General features: G+C 74.7%; 16 protein-coding genes. 11 read left to right on the top strand and 5 right to left on the bottom strand.

Annotated elements, in window-relative coordinates; genetic code table 11:
* Positions 1-89: 89 nt before the first annotated feature.
* The gene (locus tag SSP29_RS43520) at positions 90-2,069 is read left to right on the top strand and encodes a PBS lyase (protein ID WP_089106489.1); all 1,980 of its coding nucleotides are present in this window, start codon (positions 90-92) and stop codon (positions 2,067-2,069) included.
* 104 nt (positions 2,070-2,173) lie between these two features.
* On the opposite strand, the gene SSP29_RS43515 is transcribed toward SSP29_RS43520, so the two are convergent.
* Positions 2,174-2,767 carry an Rv1733c family protein gene (locus SSP29_RS43515; RefSeq protein WP_167450145.1) on the bottom strand — a complete coding sequence of 198 codons (594 nt, stop codon included), beginning with the start codon at positions 2,765-2,767 and terminating at the stop codon, positions 2,174-2,176.
* Between the two features lie 271 nt (positions 2,768-3,038).
* Between SSP29_RS43515 and SSP29_RS43510 the strand changes: the two genes are divergently transcribed.
* The 4 genes from SSP29_RS43510 to SSP29_RS43495 all read left to right on the top strand — a co-directional run bounded on the left by SSP29_RS43510 (position 3,039) and on the right by SSP29_RS43495 (position 7,004).
* Positions 3,039-4,124: a WD40/YVTN/BNR-like repeat-containing protein gene (locus tag SSP29_RS43510; RefSeq protein WP_150136074.1), complete on the top strand. Its 1,086-nt coding sequence runs from the start codon at positions 3,039-3,041 to the stop codon at positions 4,122-4,124.
* A gap of 117 nt (positions 4,125-4,241) precedes the next feature.
* A complete protein-coding gene (locus tag SSP29_RS43505; RefSeq protein WP_089106486.1) occupies positions 4,242-4,919 on the top strand; it encodes a uracil-DNA glycosylase in 678 nt (225 codons plus the stop codon).
* On the top strand, positions 4,916-5,938 hold the full coding sequence (locus SSP29_RS43500; RefSeq protein WP_089106485.1) for an N-acetylglucosamine kinase: 1,023 nt from the start codon (positions 4,916-4,918) through the stop codon (positions 5,936-5,938). Before SSP29_RS43505 ends, SSP29_RS43500 begins: the two co-directional genes overlap by 4 nt.
* Before the next feature lie 142 nt (positions 5,939-6,080).
* Positions 6,081-7,004 (top strand): sirohydrochlorin chelatase, encoded by a 924-nt coding sequence (locus tag SSP29_RS43495; protein WP_089106484.1) that lies wholly within the window; start codon positions 6,081-6,083, stop codon positions 7,002-7,004.
* A 180-nt stretch (positions 7,005-7,184) separates the two neighbouring features.
* On the opposite strand, the gene SSP29_RS43490 is transcribed toward SSP29_RS43495, so the two are convergent.
* Both SSP29_RS43490 and SSP29_RS43485 read right to left on the bottom strand, forming a co-directional pair.
* Positions 7,185-8,216: a lactonase family protein gene (locus SSP29_RS43490; protein ID WP_089106483.1), complete on the bottom strand. Its 1,032-nt coding sequence runs from the start codon at positions 8,214-8,216 to the stop codon at positions 7,185-7,187.
* 132 nt (positions 8,217-8,348) lie between these two features.
* Complete coding sequence (locus SSP29_RS43485; protein WP_089106482.1) at positions 8,349-9,836, bottom strand: FUSC family protein; 1,488 nt, start codon at positions 9,834-9,836, stop codon at positions 8,349-8,351.
* Between the two features lie 214 nt (positions 9,837-10,050).
* On the opposite strand from SSP29_RS43485, the gene SSP29_RS43480 reads away from it, so the two are divergent.
* The 3 genes from SSP29_RS43480 to SSP29_RS43470 all read left to right on the top strand — a co-directional run bounded on the left by SSP29_RS43480 (position 10,051) and on the right by SSP29_RS43470 (position 12,966).
* Positions 10,051-10,527, top strand: coding sequence for an Lrp/AsnC family transcriptional regulator (locus tag SSP29_RS43480; RefSeq protein ID WP_089106481.1), 477 nt, complete (start codon positions 10,051-10,053; stop codon positions 10,525-10,527).
* Positions 10,528-10,542: 15 nt separating this feature from the next.
* A complete protein-coding gene (locus SSP29_RS43475) occupies positions 10,543-11,220 on the top strand; it encodes an HAD family hydrolase (RefSeq protein ID WP_089106480.1) in 678 nt (225 codons plus the stop codon).
* Between the two features lie 273 nt (positions 11,221-11,493).
* Positions 11,494-12,966 (top strand): MFS transporter, encoded by a 1,473-nt coding sequence (locus SSP29_RS43470; protein WP_089106479.1) that lies wholly within the window; start codon positions 11,494-11,496, stop codon positions 12,964-12,966.
* 63 nt (positions 12,967-13,029) lie between these two features.
* Here the strand turns inward: SSP29_RS43470 and SSP29_RS43465 are convergent, their stop codons facing one another.
* The gene (locus tag SSP29_RS43465) at positions 13,030-14,061 is read right to left on the bottom strand and encodes a methyltransferase (protein WP_089106478.1); all 1,032 of its coding nucleotides are present in this window, start codon (positions 14,059-14,061) and stop codon (positions 13,030-13,032) included.
* Positions 14,062-14,208: 147 nt separating this feature from the next.
* Positions 14,209-15,009, bottom strand: coding sequence for a LysR family substrate-binding domain-containing protein (locus SSP29_RS43460; protein ID WP_089106477.1), 801 nt, complete (start codon positions 15,007-15,009; stop codon positions 14,209-14,211).
* A gap of 155 nt (positions 15,010-15,164) precedes the next feature.
* On the opposite strand from SSP29_RS43460, the gene SSP29_RS43455 reads away from it, so the two are divergent.
* The 3 genes from SSP29_RS43455 to SSP29_RS43445 all read left to right on the top strand — a co-directional run bounded on the left by SSP29_RS43455 (position 15,165) and on the right by SSP29_RS43445 (position 21,977).
* Positions 15,165-15,557, top strand: a complete 393-nt coding sequence (locus SSP29_RS43455) for a DUF5997 family protein (RefSeq protein ID WP_089106476.1) — start codon at positions 15,165-15,167, stop codon at positions 15,555-15,557.
* 622 nt (positions 15,558-16,179) lie between these two features.
* Positions 16,180-17,034: a DUF4132 domain-containing protein gene (locus SSP29_RS43450; protein ID WP_089106475.1), complete on the top strand. Its 855-nt coding sequence runs from the start codon at positions 16,180-16,182 to the stop codon at positions 17,032-17,034.
* A complete protein-coding gene (locus SSP29_RS43445) occupies positions 17,031-21,977 on the top strand; it encodes a hypothetical protein (RefSeq protein WP_089106474.1) in 4,947 nt (1,648 codons plus the stop codon). Before SSP29_RS43450 ends, SSP29_RS43445 begins: the two co-directional genes overlap by 4 nt.
* Positions 21,978-21,990: the final 13 nt, after the last annotated feature.

The following is a 21,990-nucleotide window of genomic DNA, read 5'->3' as shown; positions in this document are numbered from 1 at the left end:
ATCGCACACAGTCGTCGTCCGATTCCGCATCGTTGTCAGTGCTGTGGTGCAGACTCCGGAACAGGTGGTACTCGCCTGGGGAGGACAACGTGTTCACGGGGATCGACGAGGTCGACTGGGCCTCGCTGCGGCACGCGTACGGCAGCGCGAAGGACGTGCCCGGTCTGCTGCGCGGACTGGCCTCGGCGGACGCGGCCGAACGGGAGGTCGCGCTCGACGGGATGTACGGCTCGGTGCACCACCAGGGGAACGTGTACGACTCGACGCTCGCCTGCGTCCCGTTCCTCTTCGCGCTCGCCTCCCGCACGGAGGTGCAGGACCGGGGCGCCATAGTGGAGCTGCTGGTCAGCATCGGCGCGGAGAGTGCCGGTCCGCGGGCCCGGGCCGCCGTCCGCGCCGGCGCCGGGGCGTTCGTGCCACTGGCCGACGACCCGTGCCCCGCGGTACGCCGGGCGGCGGCCGGGGCACTGGTCCGGTTCCTCGACGAACCGGACCGGGTGCTGGCGCTGCTACGGCGGCGGATGGCGGTCGAGCGCGACGAGCAGGTGCTGCTCGCCCTCACCGAGGCCCTCGGGCTGTTCGTACGGTGCCGTCCCGCCCGGGCGGCCGCCGCGGCGGACCTGCTGGCCGCGCAGAGCGGGCCGCCGTACGCCCCGGGGGCGCGGCTGGCCGCCCTCGGCCAGCTGGGCCTCGGCGCGCCGGAGCGGCTCCCCGCCGACCTGGTGCCGACGGCGGTCCGGCTGCTCAGGGAGCGGTCCGAGCGGCGGACGGCCGGTCCGGACCGGGTGGACGCGGACACCCTGGTCGGCCGGATACGGCGGCTGCGCCCGTCCGACGAGGAGGGTTCCTGTCTGCTGCGCACCCTGCACCGGGCGCTGGACGACCGGGTGGCGGACCGGATCGCCCTGCTCGTCGGCCAGTTGAGCAGCCCGGACGCGATGGACCGGTGCAACGCGGTGTGGATGTCGGCCGGGCTGTTCCGTGGGTGGCGCGCGGACTTCTCGGCGCCCGTCTCCCTGATCGGCAGGCAACTGGGCCGCGAGCAGGACCAGTTGCGGGACGCGGCCGTCTCGGTGCTCGCGGAGCTGTTCGGGCTGGCCGCGCCCGCGGCGGACGAGCTGCACGCGCTGGTGACCGTGCGGCCCGACCTGTGGGTGCACACCTGGGAGCGCGGCAGACCCTCGTTGGGCGGTCCGCTGAAGGCGCTGGCCAGAAGCGGCGATCCGCGCGCAGTACCGGCCCTGTCCCAGTTGCTGGCGAGACCGGTGGTGCCCGGTGGGCTGGGCTTCGAGATCGTGCATCTGGGCCCGGCGGCCGTCCCGCTCGCGCCCGCGCTGCGGCACCGGCTCGGCCAGGTCGACCCGGACTCGCCCGAGGCCGCCGAGTCGGCCGCGCCGCTGCTGGCGGCGCTCACCGCCCTCAGGGACCCGGCGGCGGTACCGGAGGTGCTGCGGCTGCTGCGCGGGGCGCCCGAGGGGCTGGGGGCCCGGGAAGCCCTCGTGGGGCAGGCGGTGCGTGCGCTGGACGCTCTGGGCGCGGCGGCCCGGGCGGCGGCGCCGGTCCTGCGCGGGCTCCTGGACACCCGGCACGCGGCCCTGGCGGCGGGGGCCCTGTGGTCGGCGGAGGGGGACGCGGACGCCGTACTCCCCGTGCTGCTGCGGGAGCTGACGCACGGCCGTGGCCGCAGTGCGCGGACGGCGGCCGAGCAGCTGGGGCGGCTGGGGGCGGGCGCCCGTGACGCGCTGCCCGCGCTGCGCCGGCTGGCCGGGTCCGACAGGGTGTGGGAACGCACGGCGGCGGCACAGGCGTTGTGGCGGATCGAAGGGGATCCGGAGCCCGTCCTGCCGGTGTTCCGGACCGCCTGGTCGGAGAACCCGTACACGCGGGGCGCGATCGCCGAGTGTCTGGCCGGGATGGGCCCGGCGAGCGCCCCGCTGCGCGACCTGGTGACGGCCGAACTCGCCGGCGCCCGGCGGCACATGGCTCGGCCGGGCGGATACGGCAGCCACGACATCGCCCAGGACGAGCGGCTGCTCGCGAACTGCCGCAGGACGCTGGCGGGTCAGTGACCGGAAGCCGTGCCGCCGCCGGGCGGGACCGGGTCGGGGACCGCCTGCCGTACCGCCGGGCGGGGCCGGGTCTGGAACCACCCGCCGGGCCGCCGGGCGGGGCGTCAGCCGGTCATCCGGCCCCACTGCGGTCCGAGCCGTGCCCATTCCGCGTCCCAGCGGTCCATCCGCCGCCGCTCCAGCCGGCCGCGCGCGACGAGCCCGGCGACGAACGGGACGGCGGCCGCGCTCAGCCCGACCAGGCCGCCGATCAGCGCGGAGCGGAAGTGGGCCTCCGCGGCGGTGACGGGCCTGGTGACGAGGTGCCCCTGGGGGTCCGTCCACACGGTGACCGGGGTGCCGGCCCTGCTGCCGGCCGGGACCCGCGCCTGGCCGGTGTGCGCGGAGCCGTCGGCGACGGTCCAGCCCACTCTCGCCCAGACCCGTTCCCCGTCGGAGGAGTCGGACTCCGGCCCCGCCGATCCGGGGGCCCTCTCCGTGACATGGGCGACGACCGGATGCCATTCGACGCGTTCGCGGGCCAGGCCGTCCTCGACCGACCGCGCCGCCGCGAGCCCGGCGAGCACCCCGGCCAGCAGGGTGAGCAGCCAGGCGCCGAGCAGCACCCAGGCCTCCATCGTGTCGGCGCGGCGCTTCAGCGGGTTGCGCCGCCAGCGCCACAGCCAGACCTTCGGACCACGGAACGCCTTCAAAGGCATCCTCCTCACGCGCGCACGGACAGCCCGGACCGCCCTCCCATACGGGAGCGGCCGCCCCGTTGCTCACGGCGAACTCCGAGTCGACGGTCGCACGACCGGCCCCGCTCGCGCAGGCGTCTTCCGGAACGCGTTCCGCCGTCTTGTTCGACCGGCCGACACGACGTCTCCGACCTGCGACGACGCGATCCCGAAGGTGACTGTCAGTGGCGGGGTGCAGACTGGCCGGTGCCTGAAAACAGGCTGTGACAAAGGCGTCATGGAGGTGGTCGGCATGACCGAGGTACTGCTCGCCGTGGGGACCCGCAAGGGTCTGTTCCTCGGGAGGCGGCGAGGTGGCGGCTGGGAGTTCGACGGGAGTCCCTGCTTCAACGCGCAGGCGATCTACTCGGTCGCCATCGACACCCGGGGCGAGCGGCCCCGGCTCCTGGCGGGCGGCGACAGCGCGCACTGGGGACCTTCGGTGTTCCACTCCGACGACCTGGGCCGCACCTGGACCGAACCGGCCCGGCCCGCCGTGAAGTTCCCCAAGGACACCGGTGCCTCGCTGGAGCGGGTCTGGCAGCTGCACCCGGCCGCCGCCGAGCCGGAGGTGGTCTACGCGGGCACCGAACCGGCCGCGCTGTACCGGTCGGAGGACCGCGGGGAGAGCTTCGAACTGGTCCGGCCGCTGTGGGAGCACCCGACGCGTGACCGGTGGGTGCCGGGCGGCGGCGGTGAGGGCCTGCACACCGTCGTCACCGACCGGCGCGACCCCAAGGCGGTGACGGTCGCCGTCTCGACGGCCGGCGTCTTCCGCACCGGCGACGGCGGAGCGAGCTGGACACCCTCCAACTCCGGTGTCTCCGCGGTGTTCCTGCCGGACCCCCATCCGGAGTTCGGCCAGTGCGTGCACAAGATCGCCCAGGACGCGGGGAGCCCGGACCGGCTGTATCTGCAGAACCACTGGGGGGTGTACCGGAGCGACGACGCGGGGGCGCACTGGACCGACATCGGCGAGGGGCTGCCGTCCACGTTCGGTTTCGCGGCGGCCGCCCATCCGCACCGCGCGGAGACGGCGTACGTCTTCCCGATCAACGCGGACGCGGACCGGGTGCCCGCCCAGCACCGCTGCCGGGTCTTCCGCACGGCCGACGCGGGCCGGACCTGGGATCCGCTGTCGGCGGGGCTGCCGCCGGAGGACCACTACGGCACGGTGCTGCGGGACGCGCTCTGCACGGACGACGGGGATCCGGCCGGGGTGTACTTCGGCAACCGCAACGGCGAGGTGTTCGCCTCGGCCGACGACGGCGACAGCTGGCGCCAGTTGGCCTCCCATCTGCCGGACGTGCTGTGCGTGCGGGCGGCGGTCGTCGCCTGAGGCCGTACCACTGGAAGGAGGGGGGTTTCTGTCATCCGGGTCGACGGTCCGGTCATCCCCGGTCGTGCCGTGACCTCGGCTTGATCACCGACCCGTGTACGGCAGTAGGGTGACGCCGTGGCACCACGACCCTTGCATGAAATCGTCGAACCGGGCTGGGCGAAGGCCCTGGAACCAGTCGCCGGGAGGATCGCCGAGATGGGCGACTTCCTGCGCGCGGAGATCGCCGCGGGACGCACCTACCTCCCGGCGGGCCCGAACGTTCTGCGGGCCTTCCAGCAGCCCTTCGACGACGTCCGTGTCCTGATCGTCGGCCAGGACCCGTATCCGACCCCGGGGCACGCGGTGGGGCTGTCGTTCTCGGTCGCGCCCGAGGTGCGCCCGCTGCCGGGCAGTCTGATCAACATCTACCGGGAGCTCACCATCGACCTGGGCCTGCCCCAGCCGTCCAACGGCGACCTCACCCCCTGGACCCAGCAGGGCGTCCTGCTGCTCAACAGGGCGCTCACCACGGCCCCGCGCAGCCCGGCCGCGCACCGGGGCAAGGGCTGGGAGGAGGTCACCGAGCAGGCGATACGGGCACTGGCCGGCCGCGGCAAGCCGCTGGTGTCCATCCTGTGGGGCCGCGACGCCCGCAATCTGCGCCCGCTGCTCGGCCAGTTGCCGGCGGTGGAGTCCGCGCACCCCTCGCCCATGTCGGCGGACCGCGGCTTCTTCGGCTCCCGCCCGTTCAGCCGCGCCAACGACCTGCTGATCCAGCAGGGGGGACAGCCGGTGGACTGGCGCCTGCCGTGACCGACGCGGGCGGCGAATCCCGGGGCACGGAATTCTCCGCCGGGTCCGGCGCGGGATTCCTCGCCGTCGACTCCGGCGGCTCCGGGTTACGGGCCGTCGTCGGCGTGCCGGGACGCGAGCCGTCGGCGCCGCGGGCGTCCCCGGAGCCGGTGCGGACCGGGACGCGGGGCATCGACCCCGGGCATCTGCTGGAGCAACTCCTGCCCATGGCACGGGCGTTGGCCGACTCGTACGGGCTGGAGCGGGTGACGACGGCCGTCGTCGGTGCCGCCGGGCTGGCCAGTCTCGGCGACGCACTGCGGGCCGAGCTGCCGGGCGCGCTGGCCCGCGAGCTCGGTGTGCGCACGGTCGCGCTGGCCGCCGACGCCGTGACCGCGTACGTCGGCGCCCTGGGACCGCGCCCGGGCGCGGTGGTCGCCGCCGGGACCGGGCTGATCGCGATCGGCACCGATCTCACCGAGTGGCGGCGGGCGGACGGCTGGGGGCATCTGCTGGGCGACTGCGGCAGCGGCGCCTGGATCGGCCGGGCCGGCCTGGAGGCGGCGCTGCGCGCCTTCGACGGGCGGGACGGCGGCTCGGCCGCGCTGCGGGCCCGCGCCGAGGAACGGTTCGGGGCGCTGCCGGGGCTGCCCGGGCAGCTCTATCCGCGCGCCGACCGGACCGCCGTACTGGCCTCCTTCGCCCCGCACGTCGCGGCCTGCGCCGGTGCGGGCGATCCGGTCGCGGTCGCGATCCTGCGTGCCGCCGCCCGGCACATGGCCGAGTCGGCCGCCGCCGTCTGCCCCACGGCCGGTGAGCCCCGGGTCTCCCTCACCGGCGGCCTGTTCAAGCTGGGCGAGCCGCTTCTCGTACCGCTGGCCGAGGAGTTGGCCCGGTCGCTTCCGCGGGCGCGGCAGGTGCCGGCGGAGGGCGATCCGCTGCACGGAGCGGTACGCGTCGCGAGTGATCTGGTCACCGGACGGCTCACTCTGCCGGGTGATGATCAGCTGTTCTCCGTGGTGCACACAAAAAGGGATTGATCGCACCGGGACACGAAGTGTCCGACAGGTGAAGGGATCACCTCCGAATCATGCGTAACTCATCAGACAAAACCGGACGGATACCGCTCACCTGCACCCTCCCCGAACAAGGGAGCCCAGATAGCCAGTAACATGCGGCGCCATGAGCTCCCCCACTGGGCCCGCCGGCCTACCAGTACGAATGCCGCGCCCCCGCCAGCCCGGACGGCACCGCCGCCCCGAACCGCTGGTGGCTCCCGAGGACGCGCCCGCTCTCGTCCTCGCGGTACCGGGGACGCCCAGCGCGGCCACGCGCAGCCTCGCCGAGGAGGTCGTGAGCATCGCCCGCTCCGAGCTGCCCGGCCTGGACGCCCGCATCGGGTACCTGGACGGGGACGACGTGGAGTTCCCCACCCTCCAGTCCGTGCTCGCCCGTGCCGCCGAGGAGCGCACCGCCCGCTACGAGCAGGCCGTGGCCGCCGGCGTCGAGGGCATCAAGGCCCCCGACGGGCCCGTCGCAGTCGTCGTACCGCTGCTGGCCGGTCCGGACAGCGCGCTGCTGCGCCAGGTCCGCCAGGCGGTCATGGAGAGCCGGGTCGCCGCCGACCTGACCGACGTCCTCGGCCCGCACCCGCTGCTCGCCGAGGCACTGCACGTGCGCCTCTCCGAGGCGGGTCTGGCCCGTGCCGACCGGGCCCGGCTGTTCACCGTGGCGACGGCCGCGGACGGCATCATCCTCGCGTCCGTGGGCGGCGACGAGGCCGTGCAGGCCGCCGGGATCACCGGCATGCTGCTCGCCGCGCGCCTGGCCGTGCCGGTGATGGCCGCCGCGCTGGACCAGGAGGGTTCGATCGCCTCCGTCGCGGAGCAGCTGCGGGGTTCGGGGTCGCAGCAGCTGGCGCTGGCGCCGTACCTGATAGGGCCGGAGATCGACGCAGCGCTGGTGGCCGCGGCGGCGGAGGAGGCCGGCTGCGCCACCGCCGACCCGCTGGGGCCGTACCCGGCGATCGGCAAGCTGGCGCTGGCCAAGTACACGACGGCGCTGGGGATCGCTCCGCAGCAGCCGCAGGGTGCGCCTGTGCGGTGATGCGCTTCGCGCGTCGGCCGACGTGAGTCAAGGGCCCGTTCCTGGAGGGGAGCGGGTCCTTTTGTGTCGGGGGGCTGGAGTCCGTGTCCGGCTGCGGGCCGGTGGGGGCTGGGCGCGCCCACGCGGCGGAGCCGCAAATGAATTCAGCCCCGCGCCCCTTACGGGGCGCTGGAGGGGACGTCAGTCGAAGACGATGCAGGACGGGGCCGGGATCTCCACCGTGCCGTCGTAGCGGGGCAGGCCCGTCTGGTGGTCGATCGTGAACCAGGTGATGTTGCCCGAGCGCTCGTTGGCGGCGTAGAGGAAGCCTCCCGACTCGGTGATCGCCCGGGGCCAGTGGCCCCCGCACGGGACCGTCGCCGTCAGGTGCAGCTGGTCCCCGTCGACCGTGAACGTGGTCAGGACGTCCTCGCCCCGGGTCGCCGTCCAGACGAAGCGGCCGTCGGGTGAGACGGCGATGCCGGACGGGTAGGCGTCGCCGGCCGGGGCGCCGGGCAGGACCGGGGTCTCGGTCAACGGCTTGAGGGTGCCGGTGCCGGCGTCCCAGCGGCAGACGGTCACGGTCGGGGTGAGTTCGTTGACGACGTAGGCGTACCGGCCGCCGGGGTGGAAGGCCAGGTGGCGCGGGCCGGAGCCGGCGCGCAGGGCGAACTCCCGGTGGAGGGCGGGGGCGCCCTCGTCCAGGGTGCAGACGCGGACCGAGTCGGTGCCCAGGTCGACGCTGACGGCCCAGCGGCCGCTGGGGTCGGGCTGCACCTGGTGGGCGTGCGGGCCGCGCTGGCGCCGCTCGTGCGGGCCCGAGCCGGTGTGCCGGAGCTGCCCGGAGGCGGCGGGGGCGAGGGTGCCGTCGGGACGGACAGGGACGGCGGTGACGCTGCCGGAGCCGTAGTTGGCGGTCAGGACATGACCGTCGAAGACGCTGAGGTGGGTGGGGCCGCTGGCGTCGACCGGGACCGGTGGCCCGGCGAGCCGCGGCTTGTCGTCGTGGACGTGGTACGCGGCCACCGCGCCGTCAGCGGTCTCACTGACCGCGTACAGGGTGCGCCCGCCGGGTGCGAGGGCGAGATACGAGGGGTCGGGGACGCCGTCGACGCTCTCCAGGAGGGCCAGGGCGCCGCTGTCCGGACGGACCGCCGCCGTGACGACCCCGGGGCCGCCCGCGGCCGTGAACGACCCGATGAACGCCCTCCGCCGCCTGCCGCCGTCTGCCACCGCTGTCCCCTCTCGCCACAAGCCGCCACCAGCCGGTACGAGTCAGTACGAGGGAGTACGAGCCGTACGAGCCGGTCCGGGGCCGACGGTAGCAGCTTGCGGTCTAGACCAAGGCGTGCGGGGCGGCGCGTCTCAGGCGCCGACCAGGGGCGAGCCCGAGGGGGTGCGCAGCGGCTCGGCGAGTTCGGACAGGGCGCGCTCCAGCCCGTGCAGGTGGGCGAGGGCGGGTTCGGCGGGCGGCTCGGCGGGGGCGGCGATGTGCTCCGAGCCCCTGGTGAGGGCCTCGACGGCCGCCTCGACGCGCCAGCAGGCGGCGGCCAGCCGGGCGTCGTGCGAGGCCTCCGGGTCGGCGGTGACCGCGACCAGGCCGCGGACCTCCCGGGCGCAGTCGTCCAGCAGGGCGAGGACGCGGCGGGCGCGGCGCTTGCGGCCGTGCATCGGGGTGAGCGGGTGCACGAGAGGGGCGACCGAGAGCCGTACCCGGCCGAGGAGCTGTTCCAGTTCGGCCACCCGGGGTGCCGGGTCGGCGGTGGCGGAACCGGCCAGCCGGGCGGCGGCCTCGGCCGTGCAGGCGTGCACGCAGCGCAGGGCGCGCCCGATCCAGGCGTCGGTGGTGAGGTGGGTGGTGACCGGCAGCACGAACAGCACGGCGAGTACGGCACCGAGGGCGCCCACCGCGGTCTCGGCCAGCCGCAGCGCCAGCAGGCCGGGGGTGAGGACACCGAGGAGGCCGTAGAGCAGCTCGGCGAGGAAGGTCACCCAGAGCATCATCCAGGTGTAGGAGACGGCGGCCGTGTAGAAGATGCCGAAGACGGCGACCGCGACCAGGACGGCGGTGGGCGCGGGGGCGCCGTGCACGGGGGCGGCGACGAGCAGGCCCAGCGCGATGCCGATGAGGGTGCCGAGGACCCGGCGGAAGCCCCGTACCAGGGTCTCGCCGCGCGAGGCGGTGTTGACGAAGATCCACCAGGTGGCGCCGACCGCCCAGTACCACCGCTGACCGGACACCAGCTGGCCCGCGACCAGCGCGAAGCCCGCGCCCGCGGTCGCCTGGACGGCCTGCCGGGTGGTCACCCGGGCCAGGCCGGTGCCGGCGGGCGGGGCGGGAACCGGTGGCGGGGGCAGGCGGCGCTCGTAGCACCAGAGGCCGAAACGCACGGCTGCGGCGCTGAGCACGGAGAGCAGGACGGCGGCGTACAGCCCGGGCAGCTGACCGGGGGCGGCGTGCAGGAACTGGGCGACGAAGAAGGTCATGAAGGCGAACACGCCCAGGCTGTGGCCGCGCGGACCCCAGCGGCGCGCGTAGACGCCCGCGCCGACCACGGCGAGGAAGACCAGGTCGCGGGCGACCGGGACGTCGTGCAGTTCGGCGGCGGCCGCGAGCACCGGCAGGCCCACGGCGGGCAGCAGCGCGGTGGTGACGGCCTGTCCGCGCACCGTGGCGTCCGCGACGGTGAACAGGGCGAGCAGCGCGGCGAGCCCACCGGTGACGGCGCCCGTGAGGGAGTGCCCGGCCAGTCCGCAGACCACGACCGCGAGGCCGATGCCCAGCACGGCCCGCGCGGCGAAGCGCAGCCGCACCCGCCCCGGGTCCGGCGCCACGAACACCCTCTTCAGCACTGCTTCCCCTCCCGCGGACGGCACGGAAATGGCGCCGCGGGGATCCGCAGCGCCATCGACACACCCATGAGAGCATCGGCGGGGCGACTGGCTCAAGTGACGTCGATTCCGCTGGGCCATTGGCCCGGTCGGGGCAGGCATCGTTCAGTTGTGAAAATACCAATGGCGCAGGTCGGCGGGGGGAGCCGGTGAGCCATTGGTACTGTCGTATGTCATGAGCGTGGACGAGCTGGACACCCGCATCCTGCGGCTGCTGCTGGAGCAGCCGCGCACCAGTGTGCGCGAGTACGCCCGGATCCTCGGGGTGGCCCGGGGCACGCTGCAGGCCCGGCTGGACCGGCTGGACCGGGACGGCGTGATCACGGGTACCGGCCCCTCCCTCTCCCCCGCCGCGCTGGGCCACCCGGTGCTGGCCTTCGTGCACATCGAGGTCACCCAGGGGTATCTGGACGACGTCGGGGACGCGCTGGCCGCCGTACCGGAGATCGTGGAGGCGTTCTCGATCACGGGCGGCGGGGATCTGCTGACCCGGGTGGTGGCGCGGGACAACGCGCATCTGGAGGACGTGATCCAGAAGCTGATCAGCCTGCCGGGCGTGGTGCGCACCCGCACCGAGGTGGCGCTGCGCGAACGCGTTCCGTACCGGCTGCTGCCGCTGGTGGAGTCCATCGGCCGGGCCGCCCGCGCGTAACGGCATCCTGGTCCCATGAGCGAACTCGGCAACCTCTCGGTCATCTTCGACCTCGACGGAACACTCGTGGACAGCGAGCCGAACTACTACGAGGCGACGCGGCAGATGCTCGCCGGGCACGGCGTCACGGACTTCACCTGGGCGGAGCACGAGAGGTTCGTCGGCATCAGCACGCTGGAGACGGCGGCCCTGCTGCGCGACCGCCACGGACTGCGGCCCCCGGTGGACGAGTTGCTCGCGGAGACGAACCGGCGCTATCTGGAGCTGGCCCGGAGCCGCACGCGCGTGTATCCGGAGATGCGGAAGTTCGTGGAGCTGCTGGCGGCCGAAGGAGTCCCGACGGCGGTGGCCTCCGGTTCCTCCCCCGAGGCGATCGAGGCGGTCCTGGCCGGCACCGGCCTGGGCGCGTATCTGCGAACGGTCGTCTCGGCCGACGAGGTACCGCACGGCAAGCCGGCGCCTGACGTCTTCCTGGAGGCGGCCCGCCGCCTGGGGGCCGACCCGGCCGACTGCGTGGTCCTGGAGGACGCGGCACCGGGCGCGACCGCGGCGCACGCCGCCGGGATGCGCTGCATAGCGATCCCGTACGTCGCCGCGCAGGCCGATCAGTTCACCACGGCCGCTCTTCTCCTACGCGGCGGCCAGCCGGAGTTCACGGCCCACGCTGCCTACGACTGGCTCGCTTCGACCTGACCGCTGTCCGGCATTTCAGACACACTGGACCTCGCGTCCGGCATGAGCGACCGCCAGCGCTGCCACCGCGGGGAGTTGCGGCGGCCGACGGCGGAGGCGGACGGCGAGACCGGGTGCCGGCACGGCCCGGGAGGCGTCGTACGCGTCCTGACGCGGGAGGTGTCGTACGTGTGCCGGCGCGGAGACGCGGGCCATCGCCCGGAAGGAGCAGTTCGATCAGCCGTTCGCTCCGCCGGTCGTGCGATGACCGGAATGGCTGCATAGCGTGGCCGTATGACCACGACCTGGGCAAAGCCGCAGCGGCCGGTTACCGACGACCGCCGGTGGAAGGCGCTGGGGGTCTGTCTCGCGGCCGGTTTCATCTCGCTGCTCGACACCTCGATCGTCAATGTGGCGCTGCCTTCGATGGAGCGCGGGCTGGGAGCCACGGAGGCCGCCCAGTCCTGGGTGGTCTCCGGGTACGCCCTGACCTTCGGACTGGCGCTCGTCCCGGCGGGCCGGCTCGGCGACATGCGCGGGCGACGCCAGGCCTTCCTGGTCGGGCTCGCCCTGTTCACGGTGGCCTCGACGGCCTGCGGGCTCGCCGCGAGCGCCGACCGGCTGGTGGTGTTCCGGCTGATCCAGGGCGCGGCGGCGGGCATGGTCGCGCCGCAGACCTCGGGGCTGATCCAGCAGATGTTCCAGGGCACCGAACGCGCCAAGGCCTTCGGGCTGCTCGGCAGCGTCATCGGGGTCTCTACGGCGGTCGGCCCGCTGGCCGGCGGTCTGATCATCGACGCCGTGGGCACCGGCGACGGCTGGCGCTGGGTGTTCTTCGTCAACCTGCCCATCGGCATCGCCGCGTTCGCCGCGGGTCTGCGGCTGCTGCCCCGGTACCCCGCGTCGACGGACCGGCGGGAGCGGTTCGACCCGCTCGGGGTGCTGCTCCTCGGCTCCGGTGTGCTCGCGCTGATGCTGCCGCTGGTGCAGGAGCAGCAGTGGACCGGACCGGACAAGTGGGCGCTGCTGCCGGTGGGCGCGGTGCTGCTGGGCCTGTTCTGGGTGTGGGAGCGGCGGCAGGGCCGGCTCGGGCGGGCGCCCCTGGTCGATCTGAGCCTGTTCTCGCAACGGTCCTTCACGCTCGGCGCACTGATCAGCCTGACCTACTTCGCCGGCTTCACGACGGTCTTCTTCGTCCTTGCCCTGTTCCTGCAGAACGCGGCCGGATACAGCGCGCTGGCCGCCGGGGTCTCGGTGCTGCCCTTCGCGATCGCCTCGGCGGTCGGTGCCGCCCTGGGCGGCCGGCTGGTGATGCGCCACGGGCGCAAGCTGGTCGTCATCGGTCTCTCCGGGGTGGCACTGGGACTGCTCGGGATCATCGCGGTGGTGTGGCTGGTGCCGATGGAGAGCTTCGGGTGGGCCGCGATGGTGCCGATGGTCGTCGGAGGCATCGGCTCCGGCATCACGGTCTCCCCGAACACGACGCTCACCCTCACCCGCGTCCCCGTGAAGCGGGCCGGTGCGGCCGGCGGCGTCCTGCAGACAGGCCAGCGGGTCGGCTCGGCGGCCGGGATCGCGGTGGTGGGCTCGGTGTACTTCGCCCACCTCGCGCACCGCGGCCCGGCCACCGAGGCGCTCCAGCTGGGCCTGCTCACCTCGGTCGGGTTCATCCTGGTGGCGCTGGGCCTGGCGGTGGCCGATTTGGGGGAACGGGCGAACGCGCCGGAGGCGCCAGCGCTGGACGACCGAGAGGCGCCCCGGGTCTGAGGGGCGCCGGAGGACCGAGGAGCGCCGGAGAACTGAGCGGCGGAGGACCGAGCGGCGGGCGTCCTAGGCGGCCACCGCCTCCACCACCGAGAGCACGGTCGGCGTCGGCACGATCCTGGACAACTTCAGACCGGCGGACTCGAACAGCGTGGCGAACTCCGCCTCGGTGCGTTCCCGGCCCACCAGGCACGCCATCAGCAGCAGGTCGAGCGCCTTGGCCTGATGGGGTGCGTTGCCCGGCGGGACGACGGCGTCGACGACCAGGATCCGCCCGCCCGGCGCCAGCGCGGCACGGCAGCGGTCGAGGAGGGTCACGCACTGCTCGTCCTCCCAGTCGTGCAGGATCCGCTTGAGCACGATGACGTCGCCCTCCGGTACGGCGGTGAAGAAGTCGCCGGTCTCGGTGGCCCAGCGTCCGGCGGTCCCGGGTGTGTCCAGCCGGTGTCCGGCCAGCACGTGCGACTGGTCGTACAGGACGCCGTGCAGACCGGGGTGGCGGTCGAGTACCGCCAGCAGGAGGCCGCCGTGGCCGCCGCCGACGTCGACGACCGTCCCGCTGGGCGGGAAGTCGCAGGCGGCGACGATGGGCTCGTTCTCGGCGTCGGACATCGCGGCCATTCCGCAGTGGAAGACGTCGGCGGTGTCCTCGTCCTGTGCGAAGTAGTCGAAGAACGGCAGCCCGAAGAGGTTCTCGAAGGCGGAGGTCCCCTCGCTCACGCAGCGGCTCAGATCGGCGGTGGGCAGCCACATGCTGCGGTCGGTGTTCATCAGCACGGCCGAGCGGGCCGAGCAGGGTGCGTCGGTGCGCAGCGCGTCACCGGCGGCGGTGAGCCGGAAGCGGCCGCCGGCGTCCTCCTCGAAGACGCCGCGGGTGGCGAGCAGCCGGAGCACCCGGTAGAGGTTCTGCGGATCGGTGCCGGTGGCCTCGGCCAGTTGCGCCGGGGTGCGGGGGCCGTGGGCCAGGTGGTCGGCGACGCCGACGACCGCGGCGGCGCGCAGGGCGGCCGGGAACAGGTAGCCGAGCGATTCGTTGACGAGGAACGCGGACGAGGCACGGGGGTCGACGGCTTCGTCCGGGGCTGCTTCTGGGCACACGGGCGCCTCCAGCGGTGGATGTCCGGGATGTCCGGAGGCATCGTGACATTGCGCGGGCCCGGGATCGCGGAAGACGATCGGGGCGCGCGGGAGCAGATCGGGAGCGGGCGAAAGCCAAGTGGGAACGGGTGGGGGGCCGGCCGTGGTCTACGAGCTGCGGCGGGGCTTGCCACGCTTCGCGGGCTTGGCGGGCTTGGCCGGCTTCGCGCCGGTGGCACGGGCGCGTGCGCCGCGAGCGGCCGGCGTCGCCTTGGCCGCGCCGGCCGGCTTCTTCGCCCGCTTGGCCTTCTCCGGCGAGGCCCCTGCCGCCTTCGCCGGCTTCGAAGCCTGTGCGGCCTGGCGGCCACGCGTGCTGTTGACCGTGCGGCCGCGGACGATGCCGATGAAGTCGTCGACCATGTCCGTGGTGGCCTCCTCGGGCCAGGACAGGGCGACGGTCGACTCGGGGCCGTCGGTGAGGGGCCGGTAGGTGAGGTCCCGACGGTGGTACAGGCGGGCCAGGGACTGCGGCACGACCAGGAGGCCCACACCGGCGGCGACCAGTTCCACGGCGTCCTCGGTGGTCGCGGGGCGCTCGAAGGCGGGCTCGCCGGGCGGGGCGTCCCAGTCGAAGACGTCGTCGAGGGGGTGGAAGAGGACCTCTTCGACGAGGTCGGCCACGGTGACCTCCTCGGCCGCCGTGATCAGGTGGTCCTTGGGGACGACGACCACCGTGGTCTCGGTGTAGAGGGGGATCGCGCTGAAGAACGTACGGTCCACCGGGAGCCGCACCAGACCGGCGTCCGCGTCACCCGCGCGCAGCAGGTCGGACGCCTCGCCGGCGGGGACCTGGTGGAGGGTGAGGGGGATGTCGGGCCGGCGCTCGTTCCAGATCCGAACCCATTTGGCGGGCGTCACGCCGGGGACGTACGCGAGCCGGAACGACGGTGTTTCCTCCGAGCCTGTCACCAGCCCAGGTTAACGGGCCCCGGCCGACCGCTCGGCACCGGCCGCGGCCGGCCGCCCCGCGTCCGTCGTGCCCGACCGCCCCGCGTCCGTCGTGCCCGACCGCCCGGCGTCCGTCGTGGTCGGGGCTCCGGCGCCCGGCCGATACCCTTGACCTCATGAGTTCGCACCAGACCGCCCAGACGATGAAGCCCGCGACCGCGGCGAAGAAGCTGGGCGTGTACCTGCCCGCCACGCCCGCCGCCTTCCAGGAGGGTGCCGTCTCGCGCGCCGAGCTGGCCGAGCTCCAGGCGAATCCGCCCGAGTGGCTGCGCGAGCTGCAGGCCAACGGGCCGCACCCGCGTCCGGTGGTCGCGGCCAAGCTGGGCGTGTCCATCGCGGGGCTGGCGCGCGGTGGGGTGACGGAGCCGCTCACCACCGAGCAGATCGAGGACCTCAAGCGCGAGCTGCCCGAGTGGCTGGAGAAGGAGCGCGCCACGCAGGCCGAGGTCCGCAAGGAGACCGTGCGGCTGAAGAACCAGAAGCGGGAGAAGGAGTCGGGTCAGGGCTGAGCACCCGCCCGCCGCGCCTTTCCGACGGCCCCGGTCCAGGCACCTCCGCCTGCGCCCCGGGGCCGTTGCCGTACCTGCCGCGCCCCTTTGCCGTCCCGGCCGCGGCCCCTTTGCCGGTCCGCCGGGCCACGACGGCCACCGCCCTGCCGACCTCGACGCCGACCGCACGGCCCGCACGGCGTTTTCAGCCGGCCGTCCGCTCCCGTCACCGTCCACCCCGCCCTCCGTCCGCCGGCCTCTCCCACCGCCCTCCGGCACCGGTCCCCGCCCTGGTGCGCTGCCGATTCCACCCAGCCCCGTCCCGTCGGCGGTTCGCTTCCACCACCGCTCCGTCCCCGATCCCCTCCACCGCCCGCTGCCGACTCCCTCACCCCCGATCCCGCCGGCCCGTCACTTCCACCGCCGCTCCGTCCCCGATCCCCACCACCGCCCGCTCCCAACTCCCCCCGCCCCCCAAACCTCTTCACCGGTCCCCTGCGGCTCCGCCTCGTCCCCGTCCCCACCGCCTCCTCCCCCTCGCCGAGCTGCGGTTTCCCCATCCGGACGCAGACCGCGGGAGGCGTTGTCAGTGGTCTCGCCTACAGTCGCCATCACTTGATCACTGCGGTGCGGGGAGGCACTCATGGGGTGGGTGACGGCCGGGGACTACGAGGTGGCCCTGGACGACGGGAAGGTGGTCTGCCGCAACGCGGCGGGGCGGCGGCTGAGGTCCGTGCCCGCGAAGTTGGCGGACGATCCGGCCGTCCTGGGGCTGCGGCAGCTCACCGAGTGGCTGGAGCGGCACGAGCGGCAGTGTCTGGCCGACGTGGAGCGGTGGATGACCCGGTCCCTTCCGGTGCCGCTCGCCGTGCTGACGCAGGTCTGGCCGGACCCCGCCTGGCAGGCGGCACTGCGCGACCTGGTGGTGACCGGCGCCGACGGCGAGGTCGCCGGGTTCCTGCGGGACACCGACGCCGGGCGCGGGCTCGGCCTGGTCGACCTCGACGGCGACACCGTGCGCATCGCCCCCGAACTGGTCCGCCTGCCGCACCCGGTGCTCCTCGAAGACCTGGAGGAACTGCGGGAGTTCGCCGTCGAACTCGGCGTCGAGCAGAAGGCCCAGCAGCTCTTCCGGGAGGTCTGGCACCGCCCGGCCGCTCTGGACGCGGAGGGCACCCAGATCGAGGAGTACGCGGGCGGGGTGTTCAAGGAGCTGCGGTTCCTGCACGGCAGGGCCACGCAGTTGGGGTACCGCGTGCGCGGCGGATACGCGGTGTGCTCCGTCCTTGAGGAGGGCCGCGGGGTCGAGGCCCGGGTCTGGATCGGCGACTACGACAGCTACTTCGAGACCGAGACCGGCCCGCTGGCGTGGACCGATCCGGCGGGCCGGACGCTGAGGCTGGGTCAGGTCGGCCCGGTCGCCTGGTCGGAGGGGATGCGGATGGCGGCGGCGCTGTACGCCGGGCGGGACATCGAGGACGAGGAGCGGGCGGCATGACCACGTACGACGACACCACGGCCGCGCTGCTCGACGCCGGCGCGATCCTGCCCTCGGGCACGACCGCGCGGGAGGACGCCGACGTCCTGACCGCACGCACGTACACGCACCCCGCCCTGGACGGGCGGACGGTGGTCCGCCTGGTGCCGGGCACCCTCGGCGAGGCCGAGGACCTGGCGCTGGAGTTCCTGGGTCTGGCCCGGGAGCCGGCGGCGCCCGAGGTCGGTCAGGTGCGCCGGGAGACCCTGGGCTTCCCGGCCTGGGCACTGGTGCACGACCCCGCCAACGGCCATCACGCCCTCGCCCTGGTCAAGGACGTCGAGCGGCTGGCCCGGCAGGCCAAGTCCAAGCCGGGCAACGCGAAGGAGGGCTTCGAGGCGCTCGGCGAACGGCTCGGCCGCGCGGTCCCGCACTTCCTGCCGACCTTCTACGAGCAGGCCGCGCGGGTCTTCCTCCAGCACGAGAACACGACCTACGCGGCCGCCTTCTTCGGCAAGGCCCGCGAGGCCGAGCGGGTGCACGCGCTGGCCGTGGACGAGGAGCGGCAGCGGGCGGTGTTCCTGGAGTTCGCCTTCGCCGGGGCGCTCACCGTCAAGGCGCTGAAGGAGTACGTGAAGGACCTCGCGCGGCGGCTCGAACCGGCCACCGCCTGGGCGCAGTTCCGGCAGCTGACGGTGGAGCGCTGTGCGGCCGGCATGCCGCCGTACGCCTCGCTGCCGCAGGACGCGCGCGGGCTGATCAGGGCGGCGGGGCTCGACCGGGTCACCGAGGAGTGCGCCCTGCTCGCCGATCTGCTCGCGTCCCCGGCCGCCGTACGGGCACCCGCCTCCTTCTGGAACGCCTTCCGGGGCGTGCTGCCGGTCCTCGCCGAGCGGCGGCCCGGGATCCGGGCACGGCTGCTGGAGATCATGCCGGCCGGCCTGGGCCGGGAGGTGGAGGACGACGAGTTCTGGCTGGCGCTGCTGGCCGAGTGCGGGGCGGACCTGCTGCTCACCGAGGAGGGCGGCGAGGCCGACGCGGCGGACTGGCTCAGCCGTTGGGCCCTGCACCGCAAGCACGGGGCGGCGTACTCGCACCGCTCCCCCGCGACACTGGCGCTGGTCGAGCGGATGGCGTCCCGGCTGCGTGCGGGCGGACGGCCCGTCGATCTCTTCAGCGGGCGCTGGCAGCCGGGGGCGGACCTCGATCTGCTGGACCTGTGCGTGGCGGAGGGCATCGCGCTGGCCGTACCCGACGCGGACACGCAGGTGCACCTGCCGCTGGCCATCTGGCTGCGCGACCAGCGGCCCGGAGAGCGGGACCTGAAGGCCGTCGCCGCGGATTCCCGTTACCGGACGCTGCTGTCCGAGGCCGTCGAAGGGCTCGGGCGGGGGCAGGGGCCGGCGGAGCTTCCCAAGGTGGCCGCGCATCCGGTGCTCGGCGACGTACTGCGCGAGTGGCTGCAGGAGGCGACCGCGGAGTTCGCCGCCGGCGCCGGACTGCCCGGCGTCGACGCGAAGCTGGAACGGCTGCGCCCGTTCCGCGCGGTGGTGCAGGAGAGCCCCCAGGCCGTCCGCCGGCTCACCGGGTACGACATCGTCCCGGTCCTCGGCCGTACGCTGCGCGCCGGGATCCTGGACGAACTGGGCTGGCCCGCGCTGGAGGAGGCGCTGGAACTGCTCGACACCGAGGTGCGCAAGGACCGGGACAACACGCTGTCGGTGACCGAGGCGTGGCCCGCGCTGATCCTCGCACGGGGTCACAAGGCGGTCGTCGCCGGCCCCGAGGGGATCCTGCTCACGCACGACCTGCGGCTGCCCACGGACCTGGACCGCTGGCAGCGCCCCCGGTTCCGGTACGTCGACGGCGAGTTGCTGGTGATGTGGCGGGACGGTTCGAAGCAGCACGGCTACTGGTCGAACCGCCCGTCCGAGGTGGTCCCGCTCGGTGGCGAGCAGATTCCCGGCTGGTGGTCCGGCATGGACGCGGCCAACGCGTCGATCCCGCTGCCCGGTGGCGGCCGGGCCACCGGTGGCCGCACCCTGCACGCCGGGGACACGGTCCTGCCGCCGAGCCGCCCGGTCATCGGCGACGGCACCACGTACTGGCGTCAGGGCAGGCAGGGGCGGCAGTCGCTGTGGCTGGAGTACGACCCGGCGACCGGCGAGCACGGGCGTGCCTCGCTGCCCGCGCTGCTGGCGTCGGCCGTCCGCGAGGACGCCTCACTGCTGCACGGCTCCTGCGAGGTGCTGCCGCTGCAACCCGGTCTGGAGCACAGCCCGTTCGGCACCGACGGCACAGTTCTCGGGCGGTGGGTGCGCGCGGAGGGCGAGGGTGTGGAGGCGCGGACGACCGCCGGTACCCCGGACGGGCGGACGGCGGCCTTGCGGGCGGCCCGCAACGGCCGGGTGCCGGGGGTGCCGCTGGGCGCGCTGCGGCTGCCGGGCGGGGCCGCGCCGATCGCCGCGCAGATGTACCAGAGCGTCGCCCTGCACGCGGACGACGGCACGGAGCTCGGGCGGGTGTCCTTCGGCGAGTCGGGCGGAGCGTACGCGGCCGGTACCCGGCTGGTGCCGCCGGTCCCGTTCTGGCACGCGCTGCGCCCCCGCGACGAGCGCGGGTCGGCCGTACTGCGCGCCCTGACCGACGCGTCGGCCGGTGAGCTGATGCGGGTGACGGCGACGGCGCTGGACGAACGGCAGCAGGCGCTGGCCGCGGCCGGGAAGGACGACAGGGCCAGGGCCGCGGTTCCGACCACCGACGCGGTCGCCTCGGCCGCGCTGGCGCGGGCGCTGCCCGAACTGACCGACCGGCGGCTGCTGGCCGGTGTCGCCGCCCTCGTCCTGGCGGCGCTGCGGGTCGCCGAGGCGGCCGCGTCGCTGGCCAGGCCCGCGCAGGAGCGGCCGCGGCAGCCCCGGCAGCGGACCGAGGGGATGTTCGCCGACTACTCCCCGCTCCACGGCGGGGACCGGACGCTGTACGACGCCGCGGCCGGAGTCGTGGCCCTGCAGAACGCGTGGCACGGCGGGTGGGCCGCGCTGCGCCAGATCCGCGCGGTCAACCACGTGCTGTCCGGCAGGCCCGCCGACGGCAAGCCGCTGCCGGAGGGCGAGCTGCTCGCCGCCGTCGGCGACGGCTGGCTGAGCGAGGAGCACACCGTCCCCGGCATCGGCGCGGAATGGACGCCCGTCCTGGGCGCCCTGCGCCCGCTCGCCTACCGCGCCGCCTCGCCGGCCCTCACCGATGTGCAGCGCGAGCCGCTGCTCCTGCTGTTCGAGGCGCTCACCGAGGGGCCGCTCCCCGGACTGGGGACCACGCTGCGCGCGGTCGTGCTGAGCGAGCCGCACGACAAGCAGCAGCGGGTGGGGCAGGTGCTGCGCCGGGACGGCCGGACCGTGGTGGTGCTCGGCTGCCAGAGCGTCGACGCCCGGCTGGGAGCCGTCGAGTGGCTGGCGCTGGACCACGACCCGTCCGGTGCGTTCGGTGCCGTCGGGCACTTCACGCTGGTCAGGGAGACCCGGTACACCATCGGGATCCCAGCGGACCGGCTGGCCGAACTGACCCGGCTGATCCGGGAGAAGGGCGCCGCACCCTGGCGGCCCGAGGCCCCGGAAGCACTGGTGACCGCGACGGACGGCGCGCTCGGCCCCCTCCAGGCCACCGTGCTGCTGGCCGGCCACCCGCACTCCCCCGCCGCCGAGGGGCTCGCCGCCGTCGGCCTCAAGCCCCGTCAGCGGACCTTCGGCGCGCAGCTGCTGGACTCGCTGGGCCAGGACGAGCAGCGGGCGCTCCTCGGCGCGCTGCTGCCCGACGACCCGGCCGGGCTGTGGACGGCCGGACCCGACACGACGGCCGCCGGCCGCCTGTGGGCCGAGCGCCTCGGCACCCTGGTACGCCTGCCGGAGGAGCTGAGCACCGATCTCGCCGGCATGGGCGTCGGTCACGCCGAGGCCGTGCTCAACCCCGCGCGCACGCCCTGGCTGGCGCGCACCACGGTGTTCCGGACCGGCAAGGACGGCGACTTCGCGCCCGCCGACCCGGCGGCGGTGCCCGGTCCGCACGTGCTGGCCGGGGCCGTGGAGAGCCTGGCCGCACTGGCTTACGTGCTGCCGTACGGCCATCCGCTGCGGGCCGGACTGACGGACGGGCTGGGCGCACTGCGCCGCCGGCTGGCCGACCCCGAGCTGCTGATCGACCTGCACCTGGACTGGACGGAGAAGGGCGGCCCGACCTGCCTGCAGCTGCGCAAGGTCTTCGGCCTGCCGGAGACCGGCGGCGCCGACGCGAACGGGCTGACGAGGGCCGGTGACGCCCTGGTGCTGCGCCCCTGGTACTCGGACACGGAGCATGTGCTGCTCCGGCCGGGAGCCCTGGGCGGAGCCGACGACCCCGTCTTCGGGCTCCTGGAGGGCCTGCTCGGCGCGGGACGTGCGCCCCGGCTCGGTGCCGTGCGGACACTGCTCGGCGACGACCTCGCCCGTGCCCTCGCGGCCGACGGGCCCGCCGGGTACGCCCAGGACCCCACGGTCGGCGTGCCCGCGCTGGTCGCGGAGGTCGCCGAGGCGCACGGACTCGGCGCGGACGCGGCGGCGCTCTACCTCCAGCTGCTGGCGCTGCCCGACCCGACCGACCGCAACTGCGCGCGCTGGACCGGCTGGAATCCCGCCCGGATCAAGAAGGCGCGTGCCGAACTGGCGGCGACCGACCTGGTCGTCGAGGCGAAGCGGCCGCGCGCCGGCCGCACTCTCTTCCTGCCCGGCGGCTGGCGTGACCTCAAGGCTCCGGCCCTGCCGGTGGAGACCTGGAAGGAGGCCCTCTACCCGGTCTCCGACGGCAACCGGACCCTCCCGCTGGTCCCGGTGCCGGAGCTGTTCACCCGCGCCTGGGAGCGGATACGCGCCGGGGACGCCCCCGCGTACGAGCAGCTGACCACGCGAGCCACCCGCGGCGGCCGCCGCCGATGACCACGATCCGTAC

Origin of the sequence: Streptomyces hyaluromycini (genome assembly GCF_002217755.1) — a bacterium.
Classification (GTDB): domain Bacteria; phylum Actinomycetota; class Actinomycetes; order Streptomycetales; family Streptomycetaceae; genus Streptomyces; species Streptomyces hyaluromycini.
This window is presented reverse-complemented; position numbering and strand designations above follow the sequence as displayed.

Bases quoted from the DNA above. Each gene is read 5' to 3' on its own strand.
- SSP29_RS43455 (WP_089106476.1), top strand. From the start codon at position 15,165: ATGAGTTCGCACCAGACCGCCCAGACGATGAAGCCCGCGACCGCGGCG.
- SSP29_RS43470 (WP_089106479.1), top strand. From the start codon at position 11,494: ATGACCACGACCTGGGCAAAGCCGCAGCGGCCGGTTACCGACGACCGC.
- SSP29_RS43445 (WP_089106474.1), top strand. From the start codon at position 17,031: ATGACCACGTACGACGACACCACGGCCGCGCTGCTCGACGCCGGCGCG.
- SSP29_RS43480 (WP_089106481.1), top strand. From the start codon at position 10,051: ATGAGCGTGGACGAGCTGGACACCCGCATCCTGCGGCTGCTGCTGGAG.
- SSP29_RS43495 (WP_089106484.1), top strand. From the start codon at position 6,081: ATGAGCTCCCCCACTGGGCCCGCCGGCCTACCAGTACGAATGCCGCGC.
- SSP29_RS43475 (WP_089106480.1), top strand. From the start codon at position 10,543: ATGAGCGAACTCGGCAACCTCTCGGTCATCTTCGACCTCGACGGAACA.
- SSP29_RS43450 (WP_089106475.1), top strand. From the start codon at position 16,180: ATGGGGTGGGTGACGGCCGGGGACTACGAGGTGGCCCTGGACGACGGG.
- SSP29_RS43515 (WP_167450145.1), bottom strand. From the start codon at position 2,767: ATGCCTTTGAAGGCGTTCCGTGGTCCGAAGGTCTGGCTGTGGCGCTGG.
- SSP29_RS43510 (WP_150136074.1), top strand. From the start codon at position 3,039: ATGACCGAGGTACTGCTCGCCGTGGGGACCCGCAAGGGTCTGTTCCTC.